Annotated in this window: 17 protein-coding genes; 12 read left to right on the forward strand and 5 right to left on the reverse strand. The window is 61.5% G+C overall.

From position 1 onward, the window contains the following. Positions 1 to 72 precede the first annotated feature (72 nt). Genes C5L14_RS00085 through C5L14_RS00095 form a run of 3 tightly spaced genes read right to left on the reverse strand, consistent with a single transcriptional unit; the run spans position 73 to position 2,590 of the window. On the reverse strand, positions 73 to 663 hold the full coding sequence (locus C5L14_RS00085; protein ID WP_245443134.1) for a DUF1349 domain-containing protein: 591 nt from the start codon (positions 661 to 663) through the stop codon (positions 73 to 75). Positions 664 to 675: 12 nt separating this feature from the next. Then, positions 676 to 1,587, reverse strand: coding sequence for a sugar phosphate isomerase/epimerase family protein (locus tag C5L14_RS00090; protein ID WP_105860000.1), 912 nt, complete (start codon positions 1,585 to 1,587; stop codon positions 676 to 678). Positions 1,588 to 1,630: 43 nt separating this feature from the next. Further along, a complete protein-coding gene (locus tag C5L14_RS00095) occupies positions 1,631 to 2,590 on the reverse strand; it encodes a Gfo/Idh/MocA family protein (protein ID WP_105860001.1) in 960 nt (319 codons plus the stop codon). Between the two features lie 169 nt (positions 2,591 to 2,759). Here C5L14_RS00095 and C5L14_RS00100 point away from each other — a divergent pair, with 169 nt between their 5' ends. Then, complete coding sequence (locus C5L14_RS00100; protein ID WP_105860002.1) at positions 2,760 to 3,584, forward strand: helix-turn-helix domain-containing protein; 825 nt, start codon at positions 2,760 to 2,762, stop codon at positions 3,582 to 3,584. 14 nt (positions 3,585 to 3,598) lie between these two features. On the opposite strand, the gene C5L14_RS00105 is transcribed toward C5L14_RS00100, so the two are convergent. Then, positions 3,599 to 4,288: a hypothetical protein gene (locus C5L14_RS00105; RefSeq protein ID WP_105860003.1), complete on the reverse strand. Its 690-nt coding sequence runs from the start codon at positions 4,286 to 4,288 to the stop codon at positions 3,599 to 3,601. A 384-nt stretch (positions 4,289 to 4,672) separates the two neighbouring features. On the opposite strand from C5L14_RS00105, the gene C5L14_RS00110 reads away from it, so the two are divergent. The 8 genes from C5L14_RS00110 to C5L14_RS00145 all read left to right on the forward strand — a co-directional run bounded on the left by C5L14_RS00110 (position 4,673) and on the right by C5L14_RS00145 (position 15,443). Continuing rightward, positions 4,673 to 6,475, forward strand: coding sequence for a thiamine pyrophosphate-binding protein (locus tag C5L14_RS00110; protein WP_105860004.1), 1,803 nt, complete (start codon positions 4,673 to 4,675; stop codon positions 6,473 to 6,475). A gap of 197 nt (positions 6,476 to 6,672) precedes the next feature. Beyond that, on the forward strand, positions 6,673 to 7,989 hold the full coding sequence (gene hisD, locus C5L14_RS00115; protein ID WP_105860005.1) for a histidinol dehydrogenase: 1,317 nt from the start codon (positions 6,673 to 6,675) through the stop codon (positions 7,987 to 7,989). 84 nt (positions 7,990 to 8,073) lie between these two features. After that, the gene (locus tag C5L14_RS00120; protein WP_105860006.1) at positions 8,074 to 9,324 is read left to right on the forward strand and encodes an ABC transporter substrate-binding protein; all 1,251 of its coding nucleotides are present in this window, start codon (positions 8,074 to 8,076) and stop codon (positions 9,322 to 9,324) included. An 84-nt stretch (positions 9,325 to 9,408) separates the two neighbouring features. Then, entirely contained in the window at positions 9,409 to 10,305 is an 897-nt protein-coding gene (locus C5L14_RS00125; protein ID WP_105860007.1) for a carbohydrate ABC transporter permease, read from the forward strand. Then, complete coding sequence (locus C5L14_RS00130; RefSeq protein WP_105860008.1) at positions 10,295 to 11,173, forward strand: carbohydrate ABC transporter permease; 879 nt, start codon at positions 10,295 to 10,297, stop codon at positions 11,171 to 11,173. Before C5L14_RS00125 ends, C5L14_RS00130 begins: the two co-directional genes overlap by 11 nt. A gap of 4 nt (positions 11,174 to 11,177) precedes the next feature. Continuing rightward, positions 11,178 to 12,278, forward strand: coding sequence for an ABC transporter ATP-binding protein (locus C5L14_RS00135; RefSeq protein ID WP_105860009.1), 1,101 nt, complete (start codon positions 11,178 to 11,180; stop codon positions 12,276 to 12,278). Between the two features lie 11 nt (positions 12,279 to 12,289). Further along, a complete protein-coding gene (locus tag C5L14_RS00140) occupies positions 12,290 to 13,804 on the forward strand; it encodes an FAD-dependent oxidoreductase (protein WP_105860010.1) in 1,515 nt (504 codons plus the stop codon). Position 13,805: 1 nt separating this feature from the next. Further along, positions 13,806 to 15,443, forward strand: a complete 1,638-nt coding sequence (locus C5L14_RS00145; protein WP_105860011.1) for a GMC family oxidoreductase — start codon at positions 13,806 to 13,808, stop codon at positions 15,441 to 15,443. 406 nt (positions 15,444 to 15,849) lie between these two features. Here the strand turns inward: C5L14_RS00145 and C5L14_RS00150 are convergent, their stop codons facing one another. Next, positions 15,850 to 16,755 (reverse strand): LysR family transcriptional regulator, encoded by a 906-nt coding sequence (locus C5L14_RS00150; protein WP_105860012.1) that lies wholly within the window; start codon positions 16,753 to 16,755, stop codon positions 15,850 to 15,852. Between the two features lie 113 nt (positions 16,756 to 16,868). Here C5L14_RS00150 and C5L14_RS00155 point away from each other — a divergent pair, with 113 nt between their 5' ends. The 3 genes from C5L14_RS00155 (at position 16,869) to C5L14_RS00165 (ending at position 20,312) form a co-directional block, all read left to right on the forward strand. Continuing rightward, positions 16,869 to 18,218 carry an amidohydrolase family protein gene (locus C5L14_RS00155; RefSeq protein ID WP_105860013.1) on the forward strand — a complete coding sequence of 450 codons (1,350 nt, stop codon included), beginning with the start codon at positions 16,869 to 16,871 and terminating at the stop codon, positions 18,216 to 18,218. A gap of 66 nt (positions 18,219 to 18,284) precedes the next feature. Further along, positions 18,285 to 19,484, forward strand: coding sequence for an arabinose transporter (locus tag C5L14_RS00160; RefSeq protein ID WP_105860014.1), 1,200 nt, complete (start codon positions 18,285 to 18,287; stop codon positions 19,482 to 19,484). A 57-nt stretch (positions 19,485 to 19,541) separates the two neighbouring features. Further along, complete coding sequence (locus tag C5L14_RS00165) at positions 19,542 to 20,312, forward strand: SDR family NAD(P)-dependent oxidoreductase (RefSeq protein WP_105860015.1); 771 nt, start codon at positions 19,542 to 19,544, stop codon at positions 20,310 to 20,312. The last annotated feature ends 440 nt before the right edge of the window (positions 20,313 to 20,752 follow it).

Consider the following 20,752-nt stretch of genomic DNA (forward strand, 5'->3'; position numbering starts at 1 on the left):
CGTCGGCAATGACAGGGTTGGCGATGCACACCCGCTCGCCCTGGTTTGAAAGCCGATGGTGCTCGGCGACCTCTATTCCCCGTTCCGGAGATTTTCGATACGGGCAGGGGACAATCTGACGTCCGACATCCTGACGCGCGTCCCCGTTCCGGTTGGAGATTGCGCACCGAGGCCGACTCGTATCGGCCTGCGCCCGACTCCCGGAATGGTGAAGAAACGCAGGAATCGCCAGCGATGTCCGTTCTCGGAGAAATGAGCAGCAATGATTTTTCCGTCGCAATAAAGACGAAGCCAGATGTGGTCCTGATCGTGGTTCGGGCCGTCCGCGTCATCCGATGTCGTTTTGGTCACGACGCTCACGATCGTCGGCTTGTGCTGCGCGGAATACTCGAAAGCGACCTTCGCCCAATTCTCCTCGTCGCACTGAATGAAGAGCGCACCGGCGTCATAGGCCGAGGCAAAGTCAACGGATATTCTTGCTGAAAGAGTGAATGCCCGTTCATCGACCTCCTGCGTCAGGCGAACGACATTCGACAGGCGCGAGCCGTCCAAGGGATTGAAGAACCAATCGGTCTTGCCCTGGGCAATGAACTCGACCGTATCGCGATCAATCACGGCCTGGCCGTGCTGGCTGCCCTCAAGGCGCATGGTGTCAAGCTTCATTTGCCTGCCCCTCTATTCATCATCTGGGAACTGATTGCGTCGATCGAGGATCAGACGCTCCATCAGTATCTTTAAATCCTGTGCAACGGCGTAGCTGTTGTCCTGATGCTGGCGCTTGCAGAAGAGCTCGCAGCTCCACCAGCCCTCATATCCGGTGGCTTTGACCGCATCGACCCAGCTTTTGAGATCGAGAGCGCCGCTTCCTGTGGGAACATCGCGCAGGATCGATTCATTCGGGATGCCGCCGGCATAGGGCAGGGAATCGCATAGATGCACGCCATAGATGAGGTTCTTGTCGAGCCGGGCGATCCGGTCCGGCGTATCGCCTGCCGTATAGGCGTGCCAGAAATCGATCACCAGGCGGACATTGTCCCGCCTGCATCCGTCGATGATGCGCAACTGGGCATCCATGCTGTTCAACGGCGTCCAGGACAAGGCCTCGAGATACACGATCAGGCCATGGTCTGCGGCAATATCGGCAACGGCAGCAAGGTTTCCGGCCGTCAAGGCCGTCTGCTCCGCTTCGGTCATGCCGATGAGGCCGCGGTAGAGCTGCGGATAGCAGTTCGCCGCCTCGGGCTCGAAGGCCCTCAGGTCCAAGGGACCGGTAATCGCCTCGATCCCTCTCGCTCCGGCGACGACCGCCAGCTGACACAGCTCCTCAGCCTCGCGCAGCATGTCACGCCGGTGCTCGCCCTGCCGTTCCACATCGATGAGAAAGCCGATGCCCGGCAGGAAAAGATCTGCAAGGCGTTCGCGCAGATCCACCTGGCTGAAGCCGGCTTCGAGAAAGGCTGCAATCTTGGTTCCGGAGGTTTCGAGACCATCGAACCCGAGGCTGCGTGTGATATCGATGTCGATGGCTAGCGTATTCCATCTGGAAGCCATGGAGTGAAAGATCAATTGGTTGTGCTTGGTTTCCATATTTTGGCGGCCTTCGCTGTTCCAGGTGCGCGAGCGGAAGTCTTCAAACGGTGATGATGCGGCGTTTTCTCTCCGCCGCCGCGAGCGCTTCCACCGTCCGCAAAGCCATGACGCAATCCTCGCCGCGGCATAGCCAAGGCGAAGACTGGCGCATCGGTGAGGCGAAGCTTTCAACGGTGGTGCAATAGGGGTCCCGCTCTCTGACGGGAATCAATTCATTGCGCGTTCCCAGGCGCCGCACCAGCGTGCCCGATATCTTGCCATTGAGGGTACCGTGGGCGATCAGTGTGCCCTGATCGCCCACGAGCATGACTATGCTGTCGAGTTCGGCCGTGGTGAAGCTCTCATAGGCCTGGAAGAGGACATCACCGGTCAGGTTTATTGCGTAAACCATCTGTTGGCGGGTTCTGTTGCCGGATGCCACCGGCAACGCCGAAACCTCGATCGGGTCCCTGCCTGTCAGGAAGCGGGCCAGATCGATATCCTGAACCGAAATGTCGAGAAGCAGATCAACAGGTTCTTCCAGCTCCGCGCTTCTGCGGTAGGCCGGTGACTGAAATGGCACGCCCCGCACGATCATGAGGGATCGCAGGGTACCAATCTCGCCTTCGAGCACCAGCCTGCCCATGGTCTGATGGATGGTGGAGGCGCGGAGAGGCTGATTCACGCAGAGTACGACACCCGAGCGCTCGCACCGCTCGGCCAAGGCTTGTACAACACTGCTCGCAGCGGCAAGTGGACCGTCGCATAGAACGTGCTTGCCGGCTGCCGCAGCGGCCGAGATATAATGTCCTCTCCGGGCACGAGCCGCACTGACATAGATAAAGTTCACGGCGGGATCGGCCAATGCCTGCTGCGCTTCGGTCGATATTCGCGGAATGTCCATGTCCTCCGCGAAGGACCTGGCATAGTCATCGTTTCTGCTGACGACCCATCGCGGTTCATGGCCAACCGAACGGATCGCCGAGACCATATGTTCGGTGGCGATCGTGCCCGTTCCCATGATCGACCAGCCAGCTGTTTGCGTTGAAATCACAGCCAGAACCTCTTTCAGCCCGCAGTCGGCAGAGAGTGGCCAGATCCAGGCCGGACTACAATTTCGCAGGCCATTGAAGTCATTCTCACTACGACGTAGAATCTGCGTCAGATCGCGTCAAAGATGGAGGCAAGTGGTGGAGCATCTCGGGAAGGATGGCAGCGCTCTTGCAGCCAATCTCAGGACGTTGTGCGACCGGCATGGCTCTGTCGCGGCCGTCTGCCGCAAAATTAATGTCAATCGACAGCAGTTCAATAAATACTTGTCGGGCGCGCATATCCCTTCTGCTACCAACTTGCGCATTATTGCCAATTATTTTGGCCTGAGCGTAGCGATACTTTTTACGGATCCGGATGAATTCCGCACGCTTGTCGATGGAAATTTCTTTCATGCCATGGCTACGGCTCGCCAGTTGCCGGAGTTCTCCCGTTTCGTCTCCAGCATGATCGTCGAAAACAACGCTGATCATAACGATATCGTCGGTGTTTATGATCGTTATCAGTTTTCTTCGATCTATAAGGGCTTTGTCCTGAAGTCAGCCTTCTGTATCTACAGAAACAAGGAGTTTCTCCAGCATTACTACGTAGAGAGATTCCCGAGCTTCGACGATCCTTCCAAGATCGAGTATGTCTTCAAATATTACGGCTTCTGTTTTCCGGTCGCCGATCGCCTGTTCACCGCCGATTTCGAGGGCATCCAGTCGAACGAGATGACATTCGGCGTCTATGCCCGGGTGAAACGCAACTCGAAGAAATTCATGTTCGGCATTGCCAGCGGCGTCGCCGCGAATGTGTTTCGCCAACCCTATTCCACCAAGGTCGCGCTGCATTATCGCGGCCCCGGCCTGCTGTGCCGTGAACATCTGAAGGCCCTCACCGTCATGGATCGCAATGATCCGGCGATCCCACGTGAAGCGCTTCAATATCTCGGCGACGGATCGGACATGATTCAGATGAGTTGAAACAGCCCCTCGCCTCAGGGGTGGAGTTCGATGGCGAGCCACACGCTGTCTGTCTCGGCATAATAGCGATGCCAGGGATAGGTCCATTGGTTGGGGCCGGTGACCCGGCAGAACGGATCATGCGAATAGCCGATCGGCATCACGACGTCCTCGTAGATCGTCGAGGGGTCGCGCTCCTTGAATTTCTGCATGCGCCCGATCCCGTGGATCTGCGTGTGGGTTTCGAGGAAGGGATGTTCATTGTGGATGAAGCAGTCCGTATCGCCCGGCGACCACCACAGGTTCAGCTTCAAGGTGAAATCCTGTGCGGCCTGGGTGGCGGGCAACTCATTGGTGAAGACGCGGGGATCGACGGTGACGCGGCCGATCTCGTCCTGCGCAGAAATGAACAGCGGTGTGTCGCGTGGAAAACTGCGAATGCGGTTGCCGAGCCAATCCCAGCCGCGAAACATGCAGCCGCCCAGATTTGTCGGCTTGACTACCTTGATGACCACGGCGCGGTCGGCGGACCGGATGCGGCCTCCTTTAAGCCAGGTGGACTTCCAGGCCGGCGCGATGGCGGGGTGGTCATCCCCCGTCACCATGGCCGAAGGGCTGATATTGACCACGATGGCGTCGGAGACAGCGTAGTCGGTCACATTCTCCACCAGCCTTGCGGTGATGAAATCATCGGCAAAGGCCAAGTCCCTCGTCCGGTTCTGCATGGTGCACCCTCCCTTCGCCCGTGATGTCGTGCCTTGCAGGAAGCCACACCTCGCGCGCGCACAAAATTGCGCGCCTTGATTTTACCTGACGCATTGTGAAGCAGGACGAAGTGCTCATTGCGAAGAACCGGGGCAGGGGCTTTGTGCTTTTCCGGCGAACCGCGGTCGTTGGTGGCTGGGATCGGATGGGGCGAACAGGCTGCCATCGGCATAAGCGACCGACGCGAGCTGACCCTTAGTTCGCATCATGCTGCGTCAGTGATTCATCGCCTGCGAACTTGTAAGCACTGCTGCCGCGCCGAAGAATAGGCCATCGTTGGGGGGCAGAATGCTTGCACGGCACCCCCCGGCTTACAATCACAACGAGCAGCAAGGGACGGTCCAATGAAGCTGACAGGCGGTCAGGTCGTTGCGAGGGCGCTGAAAGAGTATGGCGTGAACTATGTGGCGGGCGTACCCGGTCACGGGATCTGGTCCTTGTTCGACGCTTTCCTGGAGGAAGGCTCGCAGCTTCCCTTCATCCAGGTCATGCATGAGCAGAGTGCCGTCCATATGGCCGACGGCTATTTCCGGGCCAGCGGTCGGCCGATGGCGTGCTCCACCTCGGTCGGTCCAGGCGCCGCCAACACCATCATCGGGCTGGCGACGGCCTATTGCGACTCCACCTCCCTGTTCTACGTCTCGGGTTCTCCCCAGACCTATATGCATGGCCATGGCACCATGCAGGAGTTGGAGCGCCAGCAGGACAACGCCTTTCCCCGCATCACCGAGCAGGTCACCAAGCGCGCCTGGCAGGCTCATTCGGTTCAGGCGTTGCCCAGCATCATGCATCGTGCCTTCAATGCCATGCTGACCGGCCGTCCCGGTCCCGTTCATGTCGAAGTGCCGATGGACGTGCAGGTCGAAGCGGCCGATGTGACCATCCATCCCCTGGAAAAGCGCTTGCCGGTCGGCATTGCCTATCCCGATCCAAGAGCGATCGAAGCCGCCGTCAAGCTGCTGCTCACCGCCGAGCGGCCCGTGATCGTTGCCGGCGGCGGCGCGATCACTGCCAATGCCTCGGCTGAACTGACGCGTCTGGCCGAAAAGCTCGGCGCGGCCGTTTCCATCACCTGGAACGGCAAGGGCGCCATTTCCGAAGACCATGCTTTGTTCATCGGCGCCGTCGGCCAGACAGGAACGACCTGCGGCAACGCGATCACGGCCTCCGCCGACGTCGTCGTTTCGGTAGGCTGCCGCTTCACCGACTGGTCGGCCTCCTCCTATGCCAAGGGCGTATCCTTCTCCATTCCGTCGGCAAAGCTGATCCATATCGATCTCGATCCCCGCGAGATCGGCAAGAATTATGAGACGGAAGTCGGTATCGTCGCCGATGCCAGGGTCACTCTCGAGGCGCTCCTGTCGCTGATTTCCGAGGCCGAGTCATCCAGGATGCTGGCGCGCCGCGAAAAATTCCTGGCCGATGTGCAGAAGGCCAAGGCCGACTGGGAGGCGCAGGTCGCTCCGCGTATCAACAGCCGCGAAACTCCCTTCACCTCCCAGCGTCCGCTGGCTGCCTTGCGCAAGGTTCTCGATCGCAGCGGCATCGTCGTGGTCGGTTCGGGCAATACGCAAGGCTCCGTCAAGCAGAGTTTCCCGATCTACGAGCCGCGCACGCATCTGACATCGGGGTCCTATTCGCCGATGGGCTGGGCGGTTCCGGCGGCACTCGGCGCCAAGCTGGCCTGTCCCGACCGACAGGTCGTGGCGATCGTCGGTGACGGCGATTTCATGATGTCGCTGCCGGAGATGGGCACGGCGGTGATGAACGGCATCAACACCGTCTTCCTCGTGCTCAACAACAGTGGCTACATGTCGATCCGCGGCGGACAACGCAAATTCATGGGCCGCCATGTCGCCTCCGAGTTCAATCATCATTCCGGTAATGGCGAGCCTTATTCCGCCGATATCGCCGCCTCGGCTCGGGCCTTCGGCCTGCAGGCCTGGAGGGTCGAGAAGGACGAGGATCTGGAAAGCAGCCTGAAGGCGGCGCTGGAATGCGGCGGGCCGGCCCTGGTCGAGGTCATCGTGTCGCGCGATGCGGCTGGTCCCTTTGCCACCGGCTGGTGGGATTTCCCTTCGCCGGCCTATTACCAGAAGGAACAGGCCGCCTATGCCGAGATGCGCGCTCGCGAGCAGCATCTCTAGAGCAAAGGGCGTTCAAGCGTGAACGCTTATTTGCTCTAACTCATTGTTCTGACGCGGTCTTTGCGATTCTAGGTGACCCCGTCTAACCGCAAAACGCTCTAGCCGCGGCTGACGGGGGCGCTGCGCGTCCCGTTCCACCGTCTTTCGTCACTTTGCAGTGCGGAGCGTATCGCTTCCGCAAACCAAGGTTCATTGCCATGATACGGCACATCAAGACAGCGCAAGCCCCCGTCGCCGGCGAGACCGACGACGGCATCACCAAGTCCGTGCAGGCGCTGCTTTCCGAGGTAGAGGCCGGCGGCGACAAGGCCGTCCGTGACCTTTCCCTCCGGTTCGACAAGTTCGATCGCGTCTCCTACCGCCTCAGCAAGGCGGAAATCGACAGCTGCATCAATGCGCTGACCCGGCGCGAACGCGAGGACCTCGACTTCGCGCAGGATCAGATCCGCACCTTTGCGAAGGCCCAGAAGGATGCTCTGAAGGACCTGGAAATCGAGACGCTTCCGGGCGTTGTCCTCGGCCATCGAAACATACCGATCCAGAATGTCGGCTGCTATGTCCCGGGCGGCAAATATCCCCTGCTGGCTTCGGCGCATATGACGGTGTTGACCGCGCGCGTCGCGGGTTGCGGGCGGATTGTCACCTGCGCCCCTCCGTTCCAGGGTGGGATCTCCGCCAAGATCGTGGCGGCGCAGGCGCTGGCCGGGGCGGACGAAATCTACTGCCTCGGCGGTGTCCAGGCCATTGCGGCGATGGCCTATGGCACCGAGACGATCGACCCGGTCGATATGCTGGCCGGGCCGGGCAATGCCTATGTCGCCGAGGCAAAACGCCTCTTGTTCGGCAAGGTCGGCATCGACCTCTTCGCTGGCCCCACCGAAACCCTGATCATCGCCGATGACAGTGTTGACGGTGAACTCGTGGCGACCGACCTCCTGGGGCAGGCCGAACATGGCATCAATTCGCCGGCCGTGCTGATCACCAATTCCGAAAAACTGGCGCGGGACACATTGGCCGAGATCGACCGCCTGCTGAAGATTCTTCCGACGGCGGCGATCGCCGCCAAGGCCTGGGCGGATTTTGGTGAGGTCATCCTGTGCGATACCCTCGAGGAGATGGTCGCCCAGGCCGATTTCGTGGCGTCAGAGCATGTCCAGGTCATGACGCGTGACCCGGATCATTTCCTGGACAATATGAGGAATTACGGCGCCCTGTTCCTCGGCGCCCGAACCAATGTCGCCTTTGGCGACAAGGTCATCGGCACCAATCATACGCTGCCGACCAACAAGGCCGCTCGCTACACCGGCGGGCTTTGGGTCGGCAAGTTCCTGAAGACCTGCACCTATCAGCGCATCCAGACCGATGCGGCGTCGGCCTTGATCGGCGCTTACGGTTCGCGGCTCTGCCTGATGGAAGGCTTCGCGGGTCATGCCGAGCAGGCCAACATCCGCGTCCGCCGCTATGGCGGGCGCAACGTGCCTTACGCGGCCGCAGTCGAACCGGCCGACATCTAAGCCCGATCCGCAGGTCCGACAATCGCCGAAGCGCGCGGATTTGCGGGTGTGCCTCCACATCAAAATGAAAAAAGGGGAACTGATATGAAATGGACGACGCTTCTCGCTGCATCGATTTTCCTCATGCCGGGCGCCGCCATGGCCCAGAGCAAGGGGACGGTCGAGGGCATCCATCACTGGGTATCCGAGAGCGAGGTGAAGGCGCTCAAGGTCATCACCGACAAGCTCGCCTCCAAGGGGTACCGCTGGCAGGACAGTGCGGTGGGAGGCTTATCCGGGGCGAATGCCCTGCAGGCGCTTCGCACGCGCCTGGCCGCCGGCAATCCGCCGGCGACCATGCAGTTTCTCGGATATGAGGGGCTCGATTGGGGGAAGGAAGGCGTGCTGCGCTCCCTCAACGATCTCTACACGAAGAATGGCTGGGACAAGGCGCTCGCGCCGCAGTTGCTGGCGTTCGTGAAGAGCGGGGACGATTTCATCTCGGTCCCGGTCAATATGCATCGCCAGAACTGGGTGTGGGCCAACAAGGCCGTCTTCGACAAGGCCGGCATCTCCGAACCCAAGAGCTGGGACGAATTGATCGCGTCTGGCGACAAACTCAAGAAGGCGGGCGTGATACCACTCGCCATCGGCGACGAGCCCTGGCAGATTCTCGAAGTATTCGAAGCCATTCTTGTCGATACCAATGGCCCCGATTTCTATCAGAAAGCTGTCATCGATCTCGATGAACAGGCTCTTTCCAGCGACAAGATGGTCGCTACCTTCGATAGACTGCGCAAGATTCGCGGGCTGGTCGACGAGGGCTTTACCGGGCGGGACTGGGCTGTTGCGACCGGTTTGGTTGCCAGCGGCAAGGCCGCCATGCAGGTCATGGGTGATTGGGCCAAGGGCGAGTTCCTTGCCAAGGGCATGAAGCCCGGCGTCGATTTCCTATGTTTCCCTACGCCGACCGCGACACCTAATTTCAAATTCGTCATCGATGCGTTCGGCCTTTTCAAGCTGAGCGATCCGGCCACGATCGAAGCGCAGGACGCCTGGGCGGAATCGATTATGGATCCTCAAGTCCAAAAAGGTTTCAACAAGATCAAGGGCTCCATTCCGGCCCGCTCCGACGTCTCGGTCGACGATTTCGATGCCTGCGCGCAGCGTAGCTTCGCCGACCGCGAGGCCGCCGTCGCCGGCGGAACCATGCTGGGCGGGCTCACCGAGGGCTTCGCGGCCAAGCCCCAGTTCGCCGGCGTCTTCAGCGATGTCGTCAGCAAGTTCTTCGTCACCGACATGTCGTCGAAGGACGCCGTCCAGGCCCTCGTCGCTGGGATCGACAACGCGCGCTGACCTGATTGCGAAGGGCCGGTCGGGAGTGACCCGAGCGGCGCCTCCCCAAGGCGGAGTCTATGCGGGAACCATGAGAATACGGTCATGCGCAGTACATTATCGTTGAAGGACCGATTGAGCCTTTGGCTGCCCAGGTTCGTGCTGTCGCCGAGTCTGGTAGCGGTGTTCGTGGGGGTTTACCTCTTCATAGCCTGGACAGGCTGGATCTCGCTGTCCTCGTCGCAGATGGTTCCCCATTACGATTTCGTCGGCCTGGAGCAATATCGTCGCCTATGGTCGACCCCGCGTTGGGAAACGGCGGTCGCCAATCTTTTCATCTTCACGCTCCTGTTCCTGGCGATCACCATCGCGGTTGGCCTGCTGATCGCCATTCTGCTCGACCAGAAAATCCGTGCGGAAGGGGCGCTGCGGGCCGTCTATCTCTACCCGATGGCTCTGTCCTTCATCGTGACGGGGACGGCCTGGAAATGGATCCTCAATCCGGATCTCGGCGTGCAGAAAGTCGTCAACGAACTCGGCTGGTCAGGCTTTGTTTTCGACTGGATCACACGGCCTGAATACGCGATCTACTGCGTGGTGATCGCGGCCGTGTGGCAATCGACAGGATTTGCGATGGCGATCTTCCTCGCCGGCCTGCGCGGCATCGATAATTCGATCGTCAAGGCCGCGCAGATCGAGGGTGCGAGCCTGCCGCGCACCTATGTGAGCATCATCATCCCGATGTTGCGGCCGGCCTTCCTCAGCGTCGTCGTGCTGCTCAGCTACATTTCGATCAGGAGCTTCGATCTCGTCCTGGCGCTTACCAATGGCGGGCCCGGAAACGCGACCGAAATGCCATCGACCTTCATGTTCTCGGCCACCTTCCGCCGCAACCAGATGGGTGTCGGCGCGGCCAGTGCCATGATGATGTTGATGACGGTCGCCGCCATCATCATTCCCTACCTCTACTCGGAATTGCGGGAGGACCGTCATGGCCACTGACGCAGTTTCGGCGCGCCGTTCCCACAGGATCGGGCGCCTGTTCATTTACGGGTCGTTGATCGGCCTGGCGGCGTTCTACCTGATGCCGCTGTGGGTCATGATCGTGACCTCGCTGAAGTCGCTTGATGAAATCTATGCCGGTTCCTTCATCGGACCGCCGCAGGCGCTGACCTTCGAAGCCTGGCGGAAGGCCTGGGGGGAGGCTTGCATCGGCACCGCCTGTAACGGGCTGCGGCCCTATTTCGTCAATTCGCTGCTGATGGTCATTCCGGCCGTCGGACTGTCGACCGCCATAGGTGCCATCAACGGCTATATCCTAACCAAATGGCGCTTCCCCGGGGCGAATTTCGTTTTCGGAATGCTGCTCTTCGGCTGCTTCCTGCCGTTCCAAGCCGTCATCCTGCCCATGGCGCAGGTGCTTGGCCGATTGAACCTGTCGGGATCGATTGCCGGGCTCGTCCTCGTCCATACCGTCTACGGCATCAGCTTCACCACACTGTTCTTCCGCAACTACTTCATCGGCATACCCGATGAATTGACGCGGGCGGCGCAGATCGACGGGGCCGGCTTTTTCCGCATCTTCTTTTCCGTGATGCTGCCGACGGCCCTCCCCATCATCGTGGTCTCCTGCATCTGGCAGTTCACCCAGATCTGGAACGATTTTCTGTTCGGCGTGTCTTTCACCGCCGGCACGTCCTCCCCGGTCACGGTGGCGCTCAACAACATCGTCAACGTCACCATGGGGCGCAAGCAATACAATGTCGACATGGCTGCCGCCATGATCGCCGCCCTGCCAACCCTGATCGTCTATGTCGTCGCAGGACGCTTTTTCGTCCGCGGCCTGACCGCCGGCGCCGTGAAAGGCTGAGCCCATGTCCACGCTTGAAATCGACCGCGTCCGCAAATCCTACAGCAGCCTCGCCGTGCTCAAGGAAGTATCGATCTCCATCAACACGGGTGACTTTCTTGTGCTGCTCGGACCGTCAGGCTGCGGCAAGTCCACGCTCCTGAACATGATCGCAGGCCTTGAAACCATCACGGGTGGCGAGATCCGGATTGCCGGCAAAGTGGTCAACGACCTCTCTCCCAAGGATCGCGATATCGCGATGGTGTTCCAGTCCTATGCGCTCTATCCCACGATGACGGTGCGCCAGAACATCGAATTCGGCATGAAGATCCGCGGTGTTTCACCGGGCGAACGCGAAGCCGCCGTCAAGGCGGCGGCAGACATGCTGCAGATCACCCATCTCCTCGACCGCAAGCCCTCGCAGCTTTCCGGCGGCCAGCGCCAGCGCGTGGCCATGGGCCGTGCGATCGTGCGCCAGCCCAAGCTCTTCCTGTTCGATGAGCCGCTGTCGAACCTCGATGCCAAGCTGCGTGTCGACATGCGCACGGAGATCAAGCGCCTGCATGCGCGGCTCGGCACCACCATCGTCTATGTCACCCATGATCAGATCGAAGCCATGACCCTGGCGACGCGCGTCGCGGTCATGAAGGATGGCGTGGTGCAGCATCTCGACGAGCCACAGGCAGTCTATGACCGTCCGGCCAATGTCTATGTGGCGCGCTTCGTCGGGTCCCCCGCCATGAACATTGTTCCGGCCTGTCTCGAGGTTCAAGGCGCGACCGCGACTGTCGTCTTCGACATTGCCAACCGGCCGTCCTCCCGTATTTCAGGCATTCCCGTTTCGGAACAGGCCGCGCGGAAATATAGCGGCCGGAAGGTCCTCGCCGGCATCCGCCCGGAGAATTTTGCTGTCGCCGCCAATGGGGCAGATGCCAATCTTGTCGTCGACGTCGACGTCGTGGAGCCGACCGGCCCGGACACGCTGGTTGTGTTCCAGCTCGGTGGTGCCGAAGTGACCGCGCGCTTGCCGCCGAAACAGGCCCTCCCGGGGAGCGAAGCCCGCCTGGTCGTCGATACGTCGAGGATTGTCCTCTTCGACGCCGACACCGAAGCCCGCATCGACTGAGGCCGATCTTCATGACAACCACGGCAGATGTCGTCATCATCGGTTCCGGCATTGGAGGGGCATCACTGGCGCACAGCCTTGCCCCTTCCGGGCTCCGCATCGTCATCCTCGAAAGAGGGGACTATCTCACTGACACTCCCCAGGCGCGGGACGATGTCGCGATCTTCCAACAAGGCTTCTATCGCTCAGCCGAAGAATGGCTGGGCACGGACGGCCAGAGTTTCCTGCCGGGCAATTACTACTATGTCGGCGGCAACTCGAAGTTCTTCGGCGCGGTGATGTATCGCTACCGCCGCCAGGACTTCGAACCGCGTGCCCATATGGATGGCGTTTCACCGGGCTGGCCAATCTCCTATGAAGACCTGTCGCCGTGGTACGACCAGGCGGAAGCCATTTTTCGGGTCCGCGGCTCTGTCGGGCAGGATCCGACCGAGCCTCGACATGCCCATTCCTATGGCTATCCGCCAGTCCCGGACGAGCCGGCGATCGCCGCCATTCGTCGGCGGCTGGAAGGGGTGGGCGTGCATCCCTCCGCGCTGCCGCTCGCAATCGATCTCGACGCGTGGCTGGAGCGAGCCAAGACGGGCTGGGATGCCTTTCCCAATACCGGGCAGGGCAAGATCGATGCGGAGGTCGGCCCTCTGGCAAGTGCGCTGGCCCATTCCAAGGTCAGCCTGGTGACGAGAGCCAATGTCTCGCGCCTTGAGACCGACGAAAGCGGGCGCAGAGTGGCGGCCGTGATCTATGTGAAGGACGGTGTCGAGCAGCGCCTGTCAGCCGGATTGGTCGTCGTTGCCGCCGGCGCGGTGCAATCGGCGGCGCTCTTGTTGCGTTCGGCCAGTCGTGCGCACCCGACCGGGCTGGCCAACGGCTCGGACCAACTCGGGCGCAATTTCATGAATCACAATACGACGGCGATGCTCGCCATCGATCCGCGCAGGCCGAATGACAGCATTTATCAGAAGACGATCGCCTTCAACGATTTCTATAACGAAGACAACGAGTACGGTTTTCCCCTCGGCAATGTCCAGCTGCTCGGCCGTATCACCGGCAATATCCTGAAGGCTAATTTTCCGGGGCCGGCACCGGGCTGGTTCACCAAGCTTCTCGCGCGCTATGCCTATGGCTGGTTCCTGACGAGCGAGGATCTTCCCAATCCGGAAAGCCGCGTCATGGTGCGTGACGGGCGCATCGTCATGCACTGGGTGCGCTCGAACATGCGCGCTCACGAAGCGCTGATCGCCAAGACCCGGGCGGTCATGCGCAAGGCGGGATTTCCGATCGTTCTCACCCACACATTCGGTCGCAGGACGACGTCGCACCAATGCGGCACGGCCCGCCTCGGTGACGATCCACAGACGTCCGTCGTCGATCCGGACTGCCGCAGCCATGACGTGGAAAATCTTTACATCACAGACGCCTCCGTCCTGCCGACCTCCGCCGCCGTCAATCCTGCCCTGACTATTGCAGCGCTGGCGCTCAAGGCGGGTGCGTCCATCCTGGGCAGACGCAAGGGGATTGCTTGATATGGGATCGGCTCGCCTCGGCATCCACTCGCTCCGGTCGGCGGACGTACGGACGTTCGACTATATCGTCGTCGGCGGCGGCTCGACCGGATGTGTCGTCGCCTCACGTCTTTCGGAAGATGCCGGGCAGGACGTCTTGCTTCTGGAAGAAGGGCCGCGCGACCGCAATCCCTACATCCATATCCCCGGTGCCTATTACAAGACGGCGCAGGGCTCGCTGCTCAAGCGCATAGGCTGGGAGCCGACATCGGAGCAAGGGCGACCACAAAACCCGACCATGGTGCAGGCCCGGGTGCTCGGCGGCGGCAGTTCCGTCAATGCGATGATCTATATCAGGGGTGTTCCAGGTGACTATGAGCGCTGGGTTGCGATGGGCGCCACGGGATGGGGCTATGCCGAGGTGCTGCCTTATTTCAAGCGCGCGGAAGACAATAATCGGTTTTGCAACGAAATCCATGGCGTCGGCGGACCGCTCGGCGTTTCCGACATCGACCATATTCATCCGCTGACGCGCGCCTGGCTCCAGGCCTGCCAGCAGGCCGGGCTGCCCTATAATCCCGATTTCAATTCGGGCGATCCGGCGGGGTGCGGGCTTTATCAGATTACCGCGCGCAACGGACGGCGCAGTTCCGCTGCCAGTGCCTACCTCAAGCCCGCTGGCGGACGCCGTAACCTTCGGGTGTTGACGAAGACCGCCGTGACCCGCGTCATCGTCGAGAAAGGCCGCGCGATCGGCATCGAATGCATCCAGGGCAGGACCAGACAGGTATACAGGGCACGCAAGGAAGTGATCCTGTCGAGCGGAGCGATAGCCACGCCCAAACTTCTGATGCTATCCGGGATCGGTCCCGCCACGCAGCTGTCACGCCATGGCATCCGCGTTCATGCCGATCTGCCGGGCGTTGGCCAAAACCTTCAGGACCACATCGAGATTTCACTTATCTATCAGCTCAATGGTCCGCACAGCTACGACAAGTACAAGAAGTTGCATTGGAAGGCACTGGCGGGGTTGAATTATGCCCTTTTTCGCAGTGGACCGGCCGCTTCCAATCTCATTGAGGGAGGCGCGTTCTGGTGGGCCGACAAAAATGAGGCGCAGCCCGATATCCAATATTTCATGGTCGTCGGCGCGGGTATCGAGGAAGGCGTCGAAGCGGTTCCGGGCGGCAATGGTTGCACGGTCAATCTTGGACAGATCCGGCCCCGCTCCAGAGGCGAGGTCACGCTCGCCAGCGCCGACTTTGCCGACAATCCACGGGTCGCGCCTCGCTATTTTTCCGATCCCTATGATCTCGAGGCGCTGACGGACGGGACGATGGCCGCCCTCGACATCATGTCCCAGCCAGCACTCGCCAAATATGTGGCTGCGAGGCATACGCCGTCGCCACGATCGACGGCGAGGGCCGATATCAGGGCCTTCTGCCAGCGAGAGGCCCATGCCGCGCTCCATCCTGCGGGAACCTGCCGTATGGGTGGCGATGAAATGGCCGTCGTCGACCCGCAACTTCGCGTCCGGGGAATCTCGGGATTGCGGGTCGCCGACGCTTCAATCATGCCAACTTTGATTTCCGGCAATCCGAATGCGGTTTGCATCATGATCGGCGAGCGCGCCGCCGATATCTTGCGCAATCAGCAGTAGATGTCGCGGCTGGACGAGGCTCCAGGTTGAACTGGGAAACAGGCACCCTCAACTCAGGAGTGGAGAGCCGGCAATCTGCAAGATGAATTCCCCCAAAGGGCAGCAGTAGGGACGAGCTTTCTTGTTCGCGCACAACCTCGGACTTGCGATGGAATGTCTGCAAGACATGGATCGACACCCCTTCGCTCGAACGCGACCTCGACGGCTGGGCGGTTGGGGGCAGGTTCTAACCGCCGGACGTTCACGCCCCGCTTCCGGCCGAAACCTCGCTGGGATTTGCCGAATGGCGGCGTCGACTGCGCATCGCGCGCCTTGGCCCAGCACGCCCAGGGCTTGCCAAGCAACGATCCCCCAGCAGGAATTCAGGCCCTGGCCGCCGAAGTGCGCAGGTGCGGGGACCTTCGCGCTATAGCTGCATCGTGATTTCCGCGCAGAAATCGATGAACGCGCGCACCTTCGCAGGTAGATGTTTGCGTGAGGGATGAAAGGCAAAGAGCGGAAACCGCTCACCGTGCCAGTCCGGGAATAGATCGATCAATTGGCCCGATTCCAAGAGCCGACCGACACCCCAGCCTATCACCTGCGCGATGCCGGTACCTGCGATGCATTCGGCGAGCATCGACTTCGGGTCCGTGAAGGTGAGCGGGCCTTTGGTTGCTACGTCGAATGTTTCATGGCCCCGGATAAACTCCCACTCGAAAGGCCGGCCTGTATAAGGATCGAGGAACTGCAGGCAGCGATGCCGGATGAGATCGGACGGATGTGCGGGCCTGCCAAATCGCTCGAGATAGCGCGGCGCAGCCACCGTCAAAATCGGCGCCTCGATCAGCTTTCGCGCCACCAGGCTCGCAAGGCGTGGCTGACCAAATCGAATGGCGAGGTCGATGCCATCCCCCACCAGGTCGCCGACATGTTCGCTCGTCACGAACTCGATCGAGAGTTCTGGATAACGCTCGGTGAAGGAGCCGAGGCGCCCGGCGAGCACCAGAGGAAGGAAGAAGGGATCGATATCCACCTTCAGGCGGCCGCGAACGGCGGATGCGGCACCTGAAGCGATCGCCGCAGCGTCCTCGATGGCCTCCAGATGCGGCTTCACCTCCTCATAGAAGCGTCGTCCCTCGTCGGTGAGGGTCACGGAGCGTGTCGTCCGGTCGAGAAGCCGCGCGCCAAGCCGGGTCTCAAGGCGGCCGATCGCGCGGCTGACGCCGGAATCCGTGATCCCGATCAACTCGGCTGCCTTGACGAAGCTGCCGCCCTCCACCACCGCGGCCAGCACGCTCACGCCGGACAAGATCCTTCCGTCAAACGGCATGGCTTTCTACTCCTGAGATTCAGTCAGGAAACATCTGACATAAGCGCACTTAATTCAAGACGCCCTGGGAGCAATAACAGCCGTGCTTCGTCGACCCGGAAGAGGAATTGATCATGAGCACACAGAAGAACAGCCGCATGATTTTCAAAGGCGGCACCGTCGTCACGATGGACCCTCAGATTCCCAGCCTTACTACCGGCGACGTGCTGATCGAGAGGGGCCGGATCGTCGCAGTCGGCGCCGACCTCCCGGCAGGCGACGCCGAGACGATCGATGCCAGCGGCAGCATCGTCATGCCTGGGCTCGTCGATGCCCACCATCATATGTGGCTCGGCGTGCTGCGCCGGCTGATGCCCGACGTGGACGATCTCTTCGCCTATATCGCCGTCGTCGCCGAGACGCTGGGCACCCACTACCGTCCGGAAGACATGTATCTGAGCACGAAGCTGACGGCCCTCGCCTCGCTCGATGCCGGCATCACGACGATCATCGACGCCTGCCATTCGTCGCGCAGCCCCGAGCATACCGACGCGGCGCTTGACGCGCTGGACGGCAGCGGCATCCGGGCATTGCACATGGTCGGCGCCGCCATGGACAAGAAGGCGTCCGCCGCCCATCTGCCCGGTGATCTCAGGCGTCTCGCCGACAACTGGAACACCGGCAGCGGCCTGGTGCGCGTCGGCCTGTTCGGCCAGCTCAATCTCGAATGGTGGAGGGTCGCGCGCGGCCTCGACATGCGCATCCTTACCGAGTTCATCGGCGATCTCGCCAAACTCGGTCCTGAATTCGCAGAGCCCGGGGTGCTCGGGCCGCATAACATTTTCAATCACTGCACCCGCATTCCGCAGGAGACGTGGAAACTGTTCGGGAATTCGGGCGTCAACGTCACCGTCAACCCGCGCTCGGACGCGCTGTTCGGTTTCGACGATGAGAGCTTTGCCTATCAGCAGGCTATCGATCATGGCCTGTCGCCGGCGATCGGCATTGATCTCGACACCGCCTTTGGCAGCGACCTGTTCGGCGAGATGCATGCCCTGTTCGGGCAGCAGCGCTCGGCGATGCGTTATCGGCGCTTTCGGGGCGAGAGCGCTGTGCCCGCACCGATCTCGGTGGAAGCGGTGCTCAGGGCCGCCACTGTCAACGGCGCCCGAGCGGCGGGGCTCGAAAGCGAAATCGGTACGCTGTCGCCCGGCAAGCAGGCCGACATCATCATGGTCCGCACCGATGACATCGCTGTCTTCCCGGCGACCAACGCCATCGGCACCATCGTGCACGCCGTCGAACGCTCGAATGTCGATACGGTGATGGTGGCCGGCGAAATTCGCAAGCGCGGCGGAAAGCTGATCGGCGTCGACGCCGCCAAGCTGAACGCGCGTGTGAACGCCTCACTCGCTCATCTGCTCGAGGTGAGCGGCTACAGGCCGGAGCCGCTCGGGACGTCGGTTCCGGAGGCTTCGGCCTGACGCAAAGGCGCAGCTGCCGCGGCCGGCGCTTCTTCCCTTCTTCAATTTACCGGCATGGAGGCTGTCATGTCAGCACCAACCGTCAATCGCGCCCGCCTATCCGGCGCCGCGCCTGTCCATCTTTCCCGTCCAGCACCAGGCATCATCGCCGCGCTGTTTTGCGGCTATCTCTGTGTCGGCCTGCCGCTGCCGGTCATTCCGCTGTTCATCCACGACACGCTTGGCTTCAACAATCTCGTTGTCGGTTTGGCCATCGGTGTCCAGTTCCTGGCGACGGTGCTCACGCGCGGCTATGCCGGACGTCTGACCGACCAGCATGGCGGCAAACGGTCTACCCTTCAGGGCGCGGTCGTCTGCGCACTGGCCGGGCTGATGTATCTCATCTCGGCCATGCCGGGCCTGTCGCCCATGATCAGCCTCGCTGTCGTCGTTCTGGGGCGCCTCGTCGCGGGTTTCGGCGAAAGCCAGTTCGTTACCGGGTGTGTTTCCTGGTCGATCGCCTCCGTCGGCCCGCAACGTGCCGGCATGTCGATGTCGTGGACCGGCATCGCGATGTTTGCGGCCCTAGCGGTCGGCGCGCCGATCGGCATGCTGCTCTACCAGGCCTATGGTCTCCAGGCAGCAATGATCGCCTGTATCGCGGCGCCGCTCCTTGCCGGGGGCATCGCCTCCTTCGAAATGTCCTATACGAACCCCGCCGGCGAGCGGTTGCCGTTCCATAAGGTGATCTGGCAGATCTGGCGCGAAGGCCTCGGCCTGATGCTGCAAGGTGTCGGTCTGTCAGGGCTCACCGCCTTCGCTTCGCTCTACTTCGCGGCGCGGAACTGGGGCCATGCCGGTCTCGTCATGACAGCCTTCGGCATCGGCTTCATCTTCATCCGCCTCGTCCTCGGCTCCCTTCCGGACCGGATGAGCGGCTACCGTGTCGCACTATGGTCGCTGGTGGTCGAGGCGATTGGTCAGGCCATGATCTGGGCGGCACCGCATGAAGTCGTCGCACTCGCCGGGGCCCTGGTGACGGGCCTTGGTTGCGCGCTGGTCTTCCCCGCCCTCGGTGTCGAAGTCTTGAAGCGCGTGCCACCCGCCAACCGCGGCAGCGCGATGGGAGCATTCGTTGCTTTCCTCGACATCGCCTACGGCGTATCGGGGCCCATCGCCGGTGTCATCGCCGGTCAGTTCGACTACGCTGCCGTCTATCTGTTCGGCACTGTCTGCGCTCTGCTCGGAGCCGGGCTCGTCCTGGCCGCCCGAAGCCCGCAATCATGACGTCAATACATTCGCCGGGAGCTTCGGGGCCGCCCGTGCAACAACAGGTGAAATTCAATGTCACGTATCTTCATTTCCGGATCATCCACCGGCCTTGGGATGATGGCGGCCGATCTGCTTGCCGCTCAAGACCATGAGATCGTCCTCCACGCCCGCAACGCGGCGCGCGCCGAGGCGGCCCGCAAAGAGCTACCCCAGGCGAAAGCCGTCGTAGTCGGCGATCTTGAGACCATCGAAGGCGCCAAGAACGTCGCGGCCCAGGTCAACGCGCTCGGCCGCTTCGACGCGGTCATGCACAATGCGGCGGTGGGCTATCGCGAGGGGCATCGGCTCACCGCCGATGGCCTGCCGCATGTCTTCGCAATCAACACGCTATCGGCCTATATCCTCACCGCGTTGATCCGGCGCCCGAAAAGACTCGTCTATCTCAGCTCTGGCATGCACCGTCATGCACACGCCAATCTCGATGACATTCTGTGGAAGCAGCGTCATTGGAATGGCTCGACCGCCTATGCAGAAAGCAAACTCCACGATGCGATGCTGGCGTTCGCGATCGCCCGGCGTTGGCCCGGCGTCTTCTCGAATGCGCTGGAGCCGGGCTGGGTGCCGACGCGGATGGGAGGACCGGGCGCACCCGACGACATGAGCCAAGCGCATCTGACCCAGACCTGGCTCGTCGCCGGCGAGGATCCGAAGGCGGATGTCACCGGCCACTATTTCTATCATCTCCAGAGGATGGAACCGAACGCCGAGGCTCGTGATGAGGCGCTGCAGGATCGTCTGGTCGCCATCTGCGCCGAGATCTCGGGCATTGCTCTCGAGGCGTGATGTGGGAGGCATGCCCCCGGAAGAGTTTGCGTGACGGGTTGTGGAGTGCACCCCAGAAGTGAGACACTCGAATTTAAGTGACGGGATTGTGTGCGTTTCGGCCAAGCCGCGGCTCGACTGATGCAAGCAGAGGCCCGCCGCACGCGCCGGGCTTCCGCCCGAACCAGCAGCAATCGCCGCCGTTATGGCCTCGCCGAGCGTGCCTACGCTTCGGTCGGATGCGCGGTGCATTGCCGCTCGTCGGGTGCTCCTTGCAGGGCGTGTTTCGAGGTGAGGGAACAAACCGAGCTCAACGGCGTTAGATACCGTCGACTTCCGCGACAACCCAGACTTGCCCGCTCGCCCCCCGCGGCGGGCGATTTTTTCGAGGAGGTAGACGTTACGGCAGGATCGACAAAGGCTATCGAAGTGATAGTCTTGTCTCAGGAGAGGACGCCAGC

Origin of the sequence: Labrys okinawensis, from assembly GCF_002982075.1 — a bacterium.
GTDB classification, from domain to species: domain Bacteria; phylum Pseudomonadota; class Alphaproteobacteria; order Rhizobiales; family Labraceae; genus Labrys; species Labrys okinawensis_A.

Coding starts and splice junctions, on each gene's coding strand:
- C5L14_RS00105 (WP_105860003.1), bottom strand. CDS start 4,288: ATGCAGAACCGGACGAGGGACTTGGCCTTTGCCGATGATTTCATCACC.
- C5L14_RS00150 (WP_105860012.1), bottom strand. CDS start 16,755: ATGCCGTTTGACGGAAGGATCTTGTCCGGCGTGAGCGTGCTGGCCGCG.
- C5L14_RS00160 (WP_105860014.1), top strand. CDS start 18,285: ATGTCAGCACCAACCGTCAATCGCGCCCGCCTATCCGGCGCCGCGCCT.
- C5L14_RS00090 (WP_105860000.1), bottom strand. CDS start 1,587: ATGGAAACCAAGCACAACCAATTGATCTTTCACTCCATGGCTTCCAGA.
- hisD (WP_105860005.1), top strand. CDS start 6,673: ATGATACGGCACATCAAGACAGCGCAAGCCCCCGTCGCCGGCGAGACC.
- C5L14_RS00135 (WP_105860009.1), top strand. CDS start 11,178: ATGTCCACGCTTGAAATCGACCGCGTCCGCAAATCCTACAGCAGCCTC.
- C5L14_RS00095 (WP_105860001.1), bottom strand. CDS start 2,590: ATGGGAACGGGCACGATCGCCACCGAACATATGGTCTCGGCGATCCGT.
- C5L14_RS00130 (WP_105860008.1), top strand. CDS start 10,295: ATGGCCACTGACGCAGTTTCGGCGCGCCGTTCCCACAGGATCGGGCGC.
- C5L14_RS00140 (WP_105860010.1), top strand. CDS start 12,290: ATGACAACCACGGCAGATGTCGTCATCATCGGTTCCGGCATTGGAGGG.
- C5L14_RS00155 (WP_105860013.1), top strand. CDS start 16,869: ATGAGCACACAGAAGAACAGCCGCATGATTTTCAAAGGCGGCACCGTC.
- C5L14_RS00145 (WP_105860011.1), top strand. CDS start 13,806: ATGGGATCGGCTCGCCTCGGCATCCACTCGCTCCGGTCGGCGGACGTA.
- C5L14_RS00125 (WP_105860007.1), top strand. CDS start 9,409: ATGCGCAGTACATTATCGTTGAAGGACCGATTGAGCCTTTGGCTGCCC.
- C5L14_RS00120 (WP_105860006.1), top strand. CDS start 8,074: ATGAAATGGACGACGCTTCTCGCTGCATCGATTTTCCTCATGCCGGGC.
- C5L14_RS00165 (WP_105860015.1), top strand. CDS start 19,542: ATGTCACGTATCTTCATTTCCGGATCATCCACCGGCCTTGGGATGATG.
- C5L14_RS00110 (WP_105860004.1), top strand. CDS start 4,673: ATGAAGCTGACAGGCGGTCAGGTCGTTGCGAGGGCGCTGAAAGAGTAT.
- C5L14_RS00085 (WP_245443134.1), bottom strand. CDS start 663: ATGAAGCTTGACACCATGCGCCTTGAGGGCAGCCAGCACGGCCAGGCC.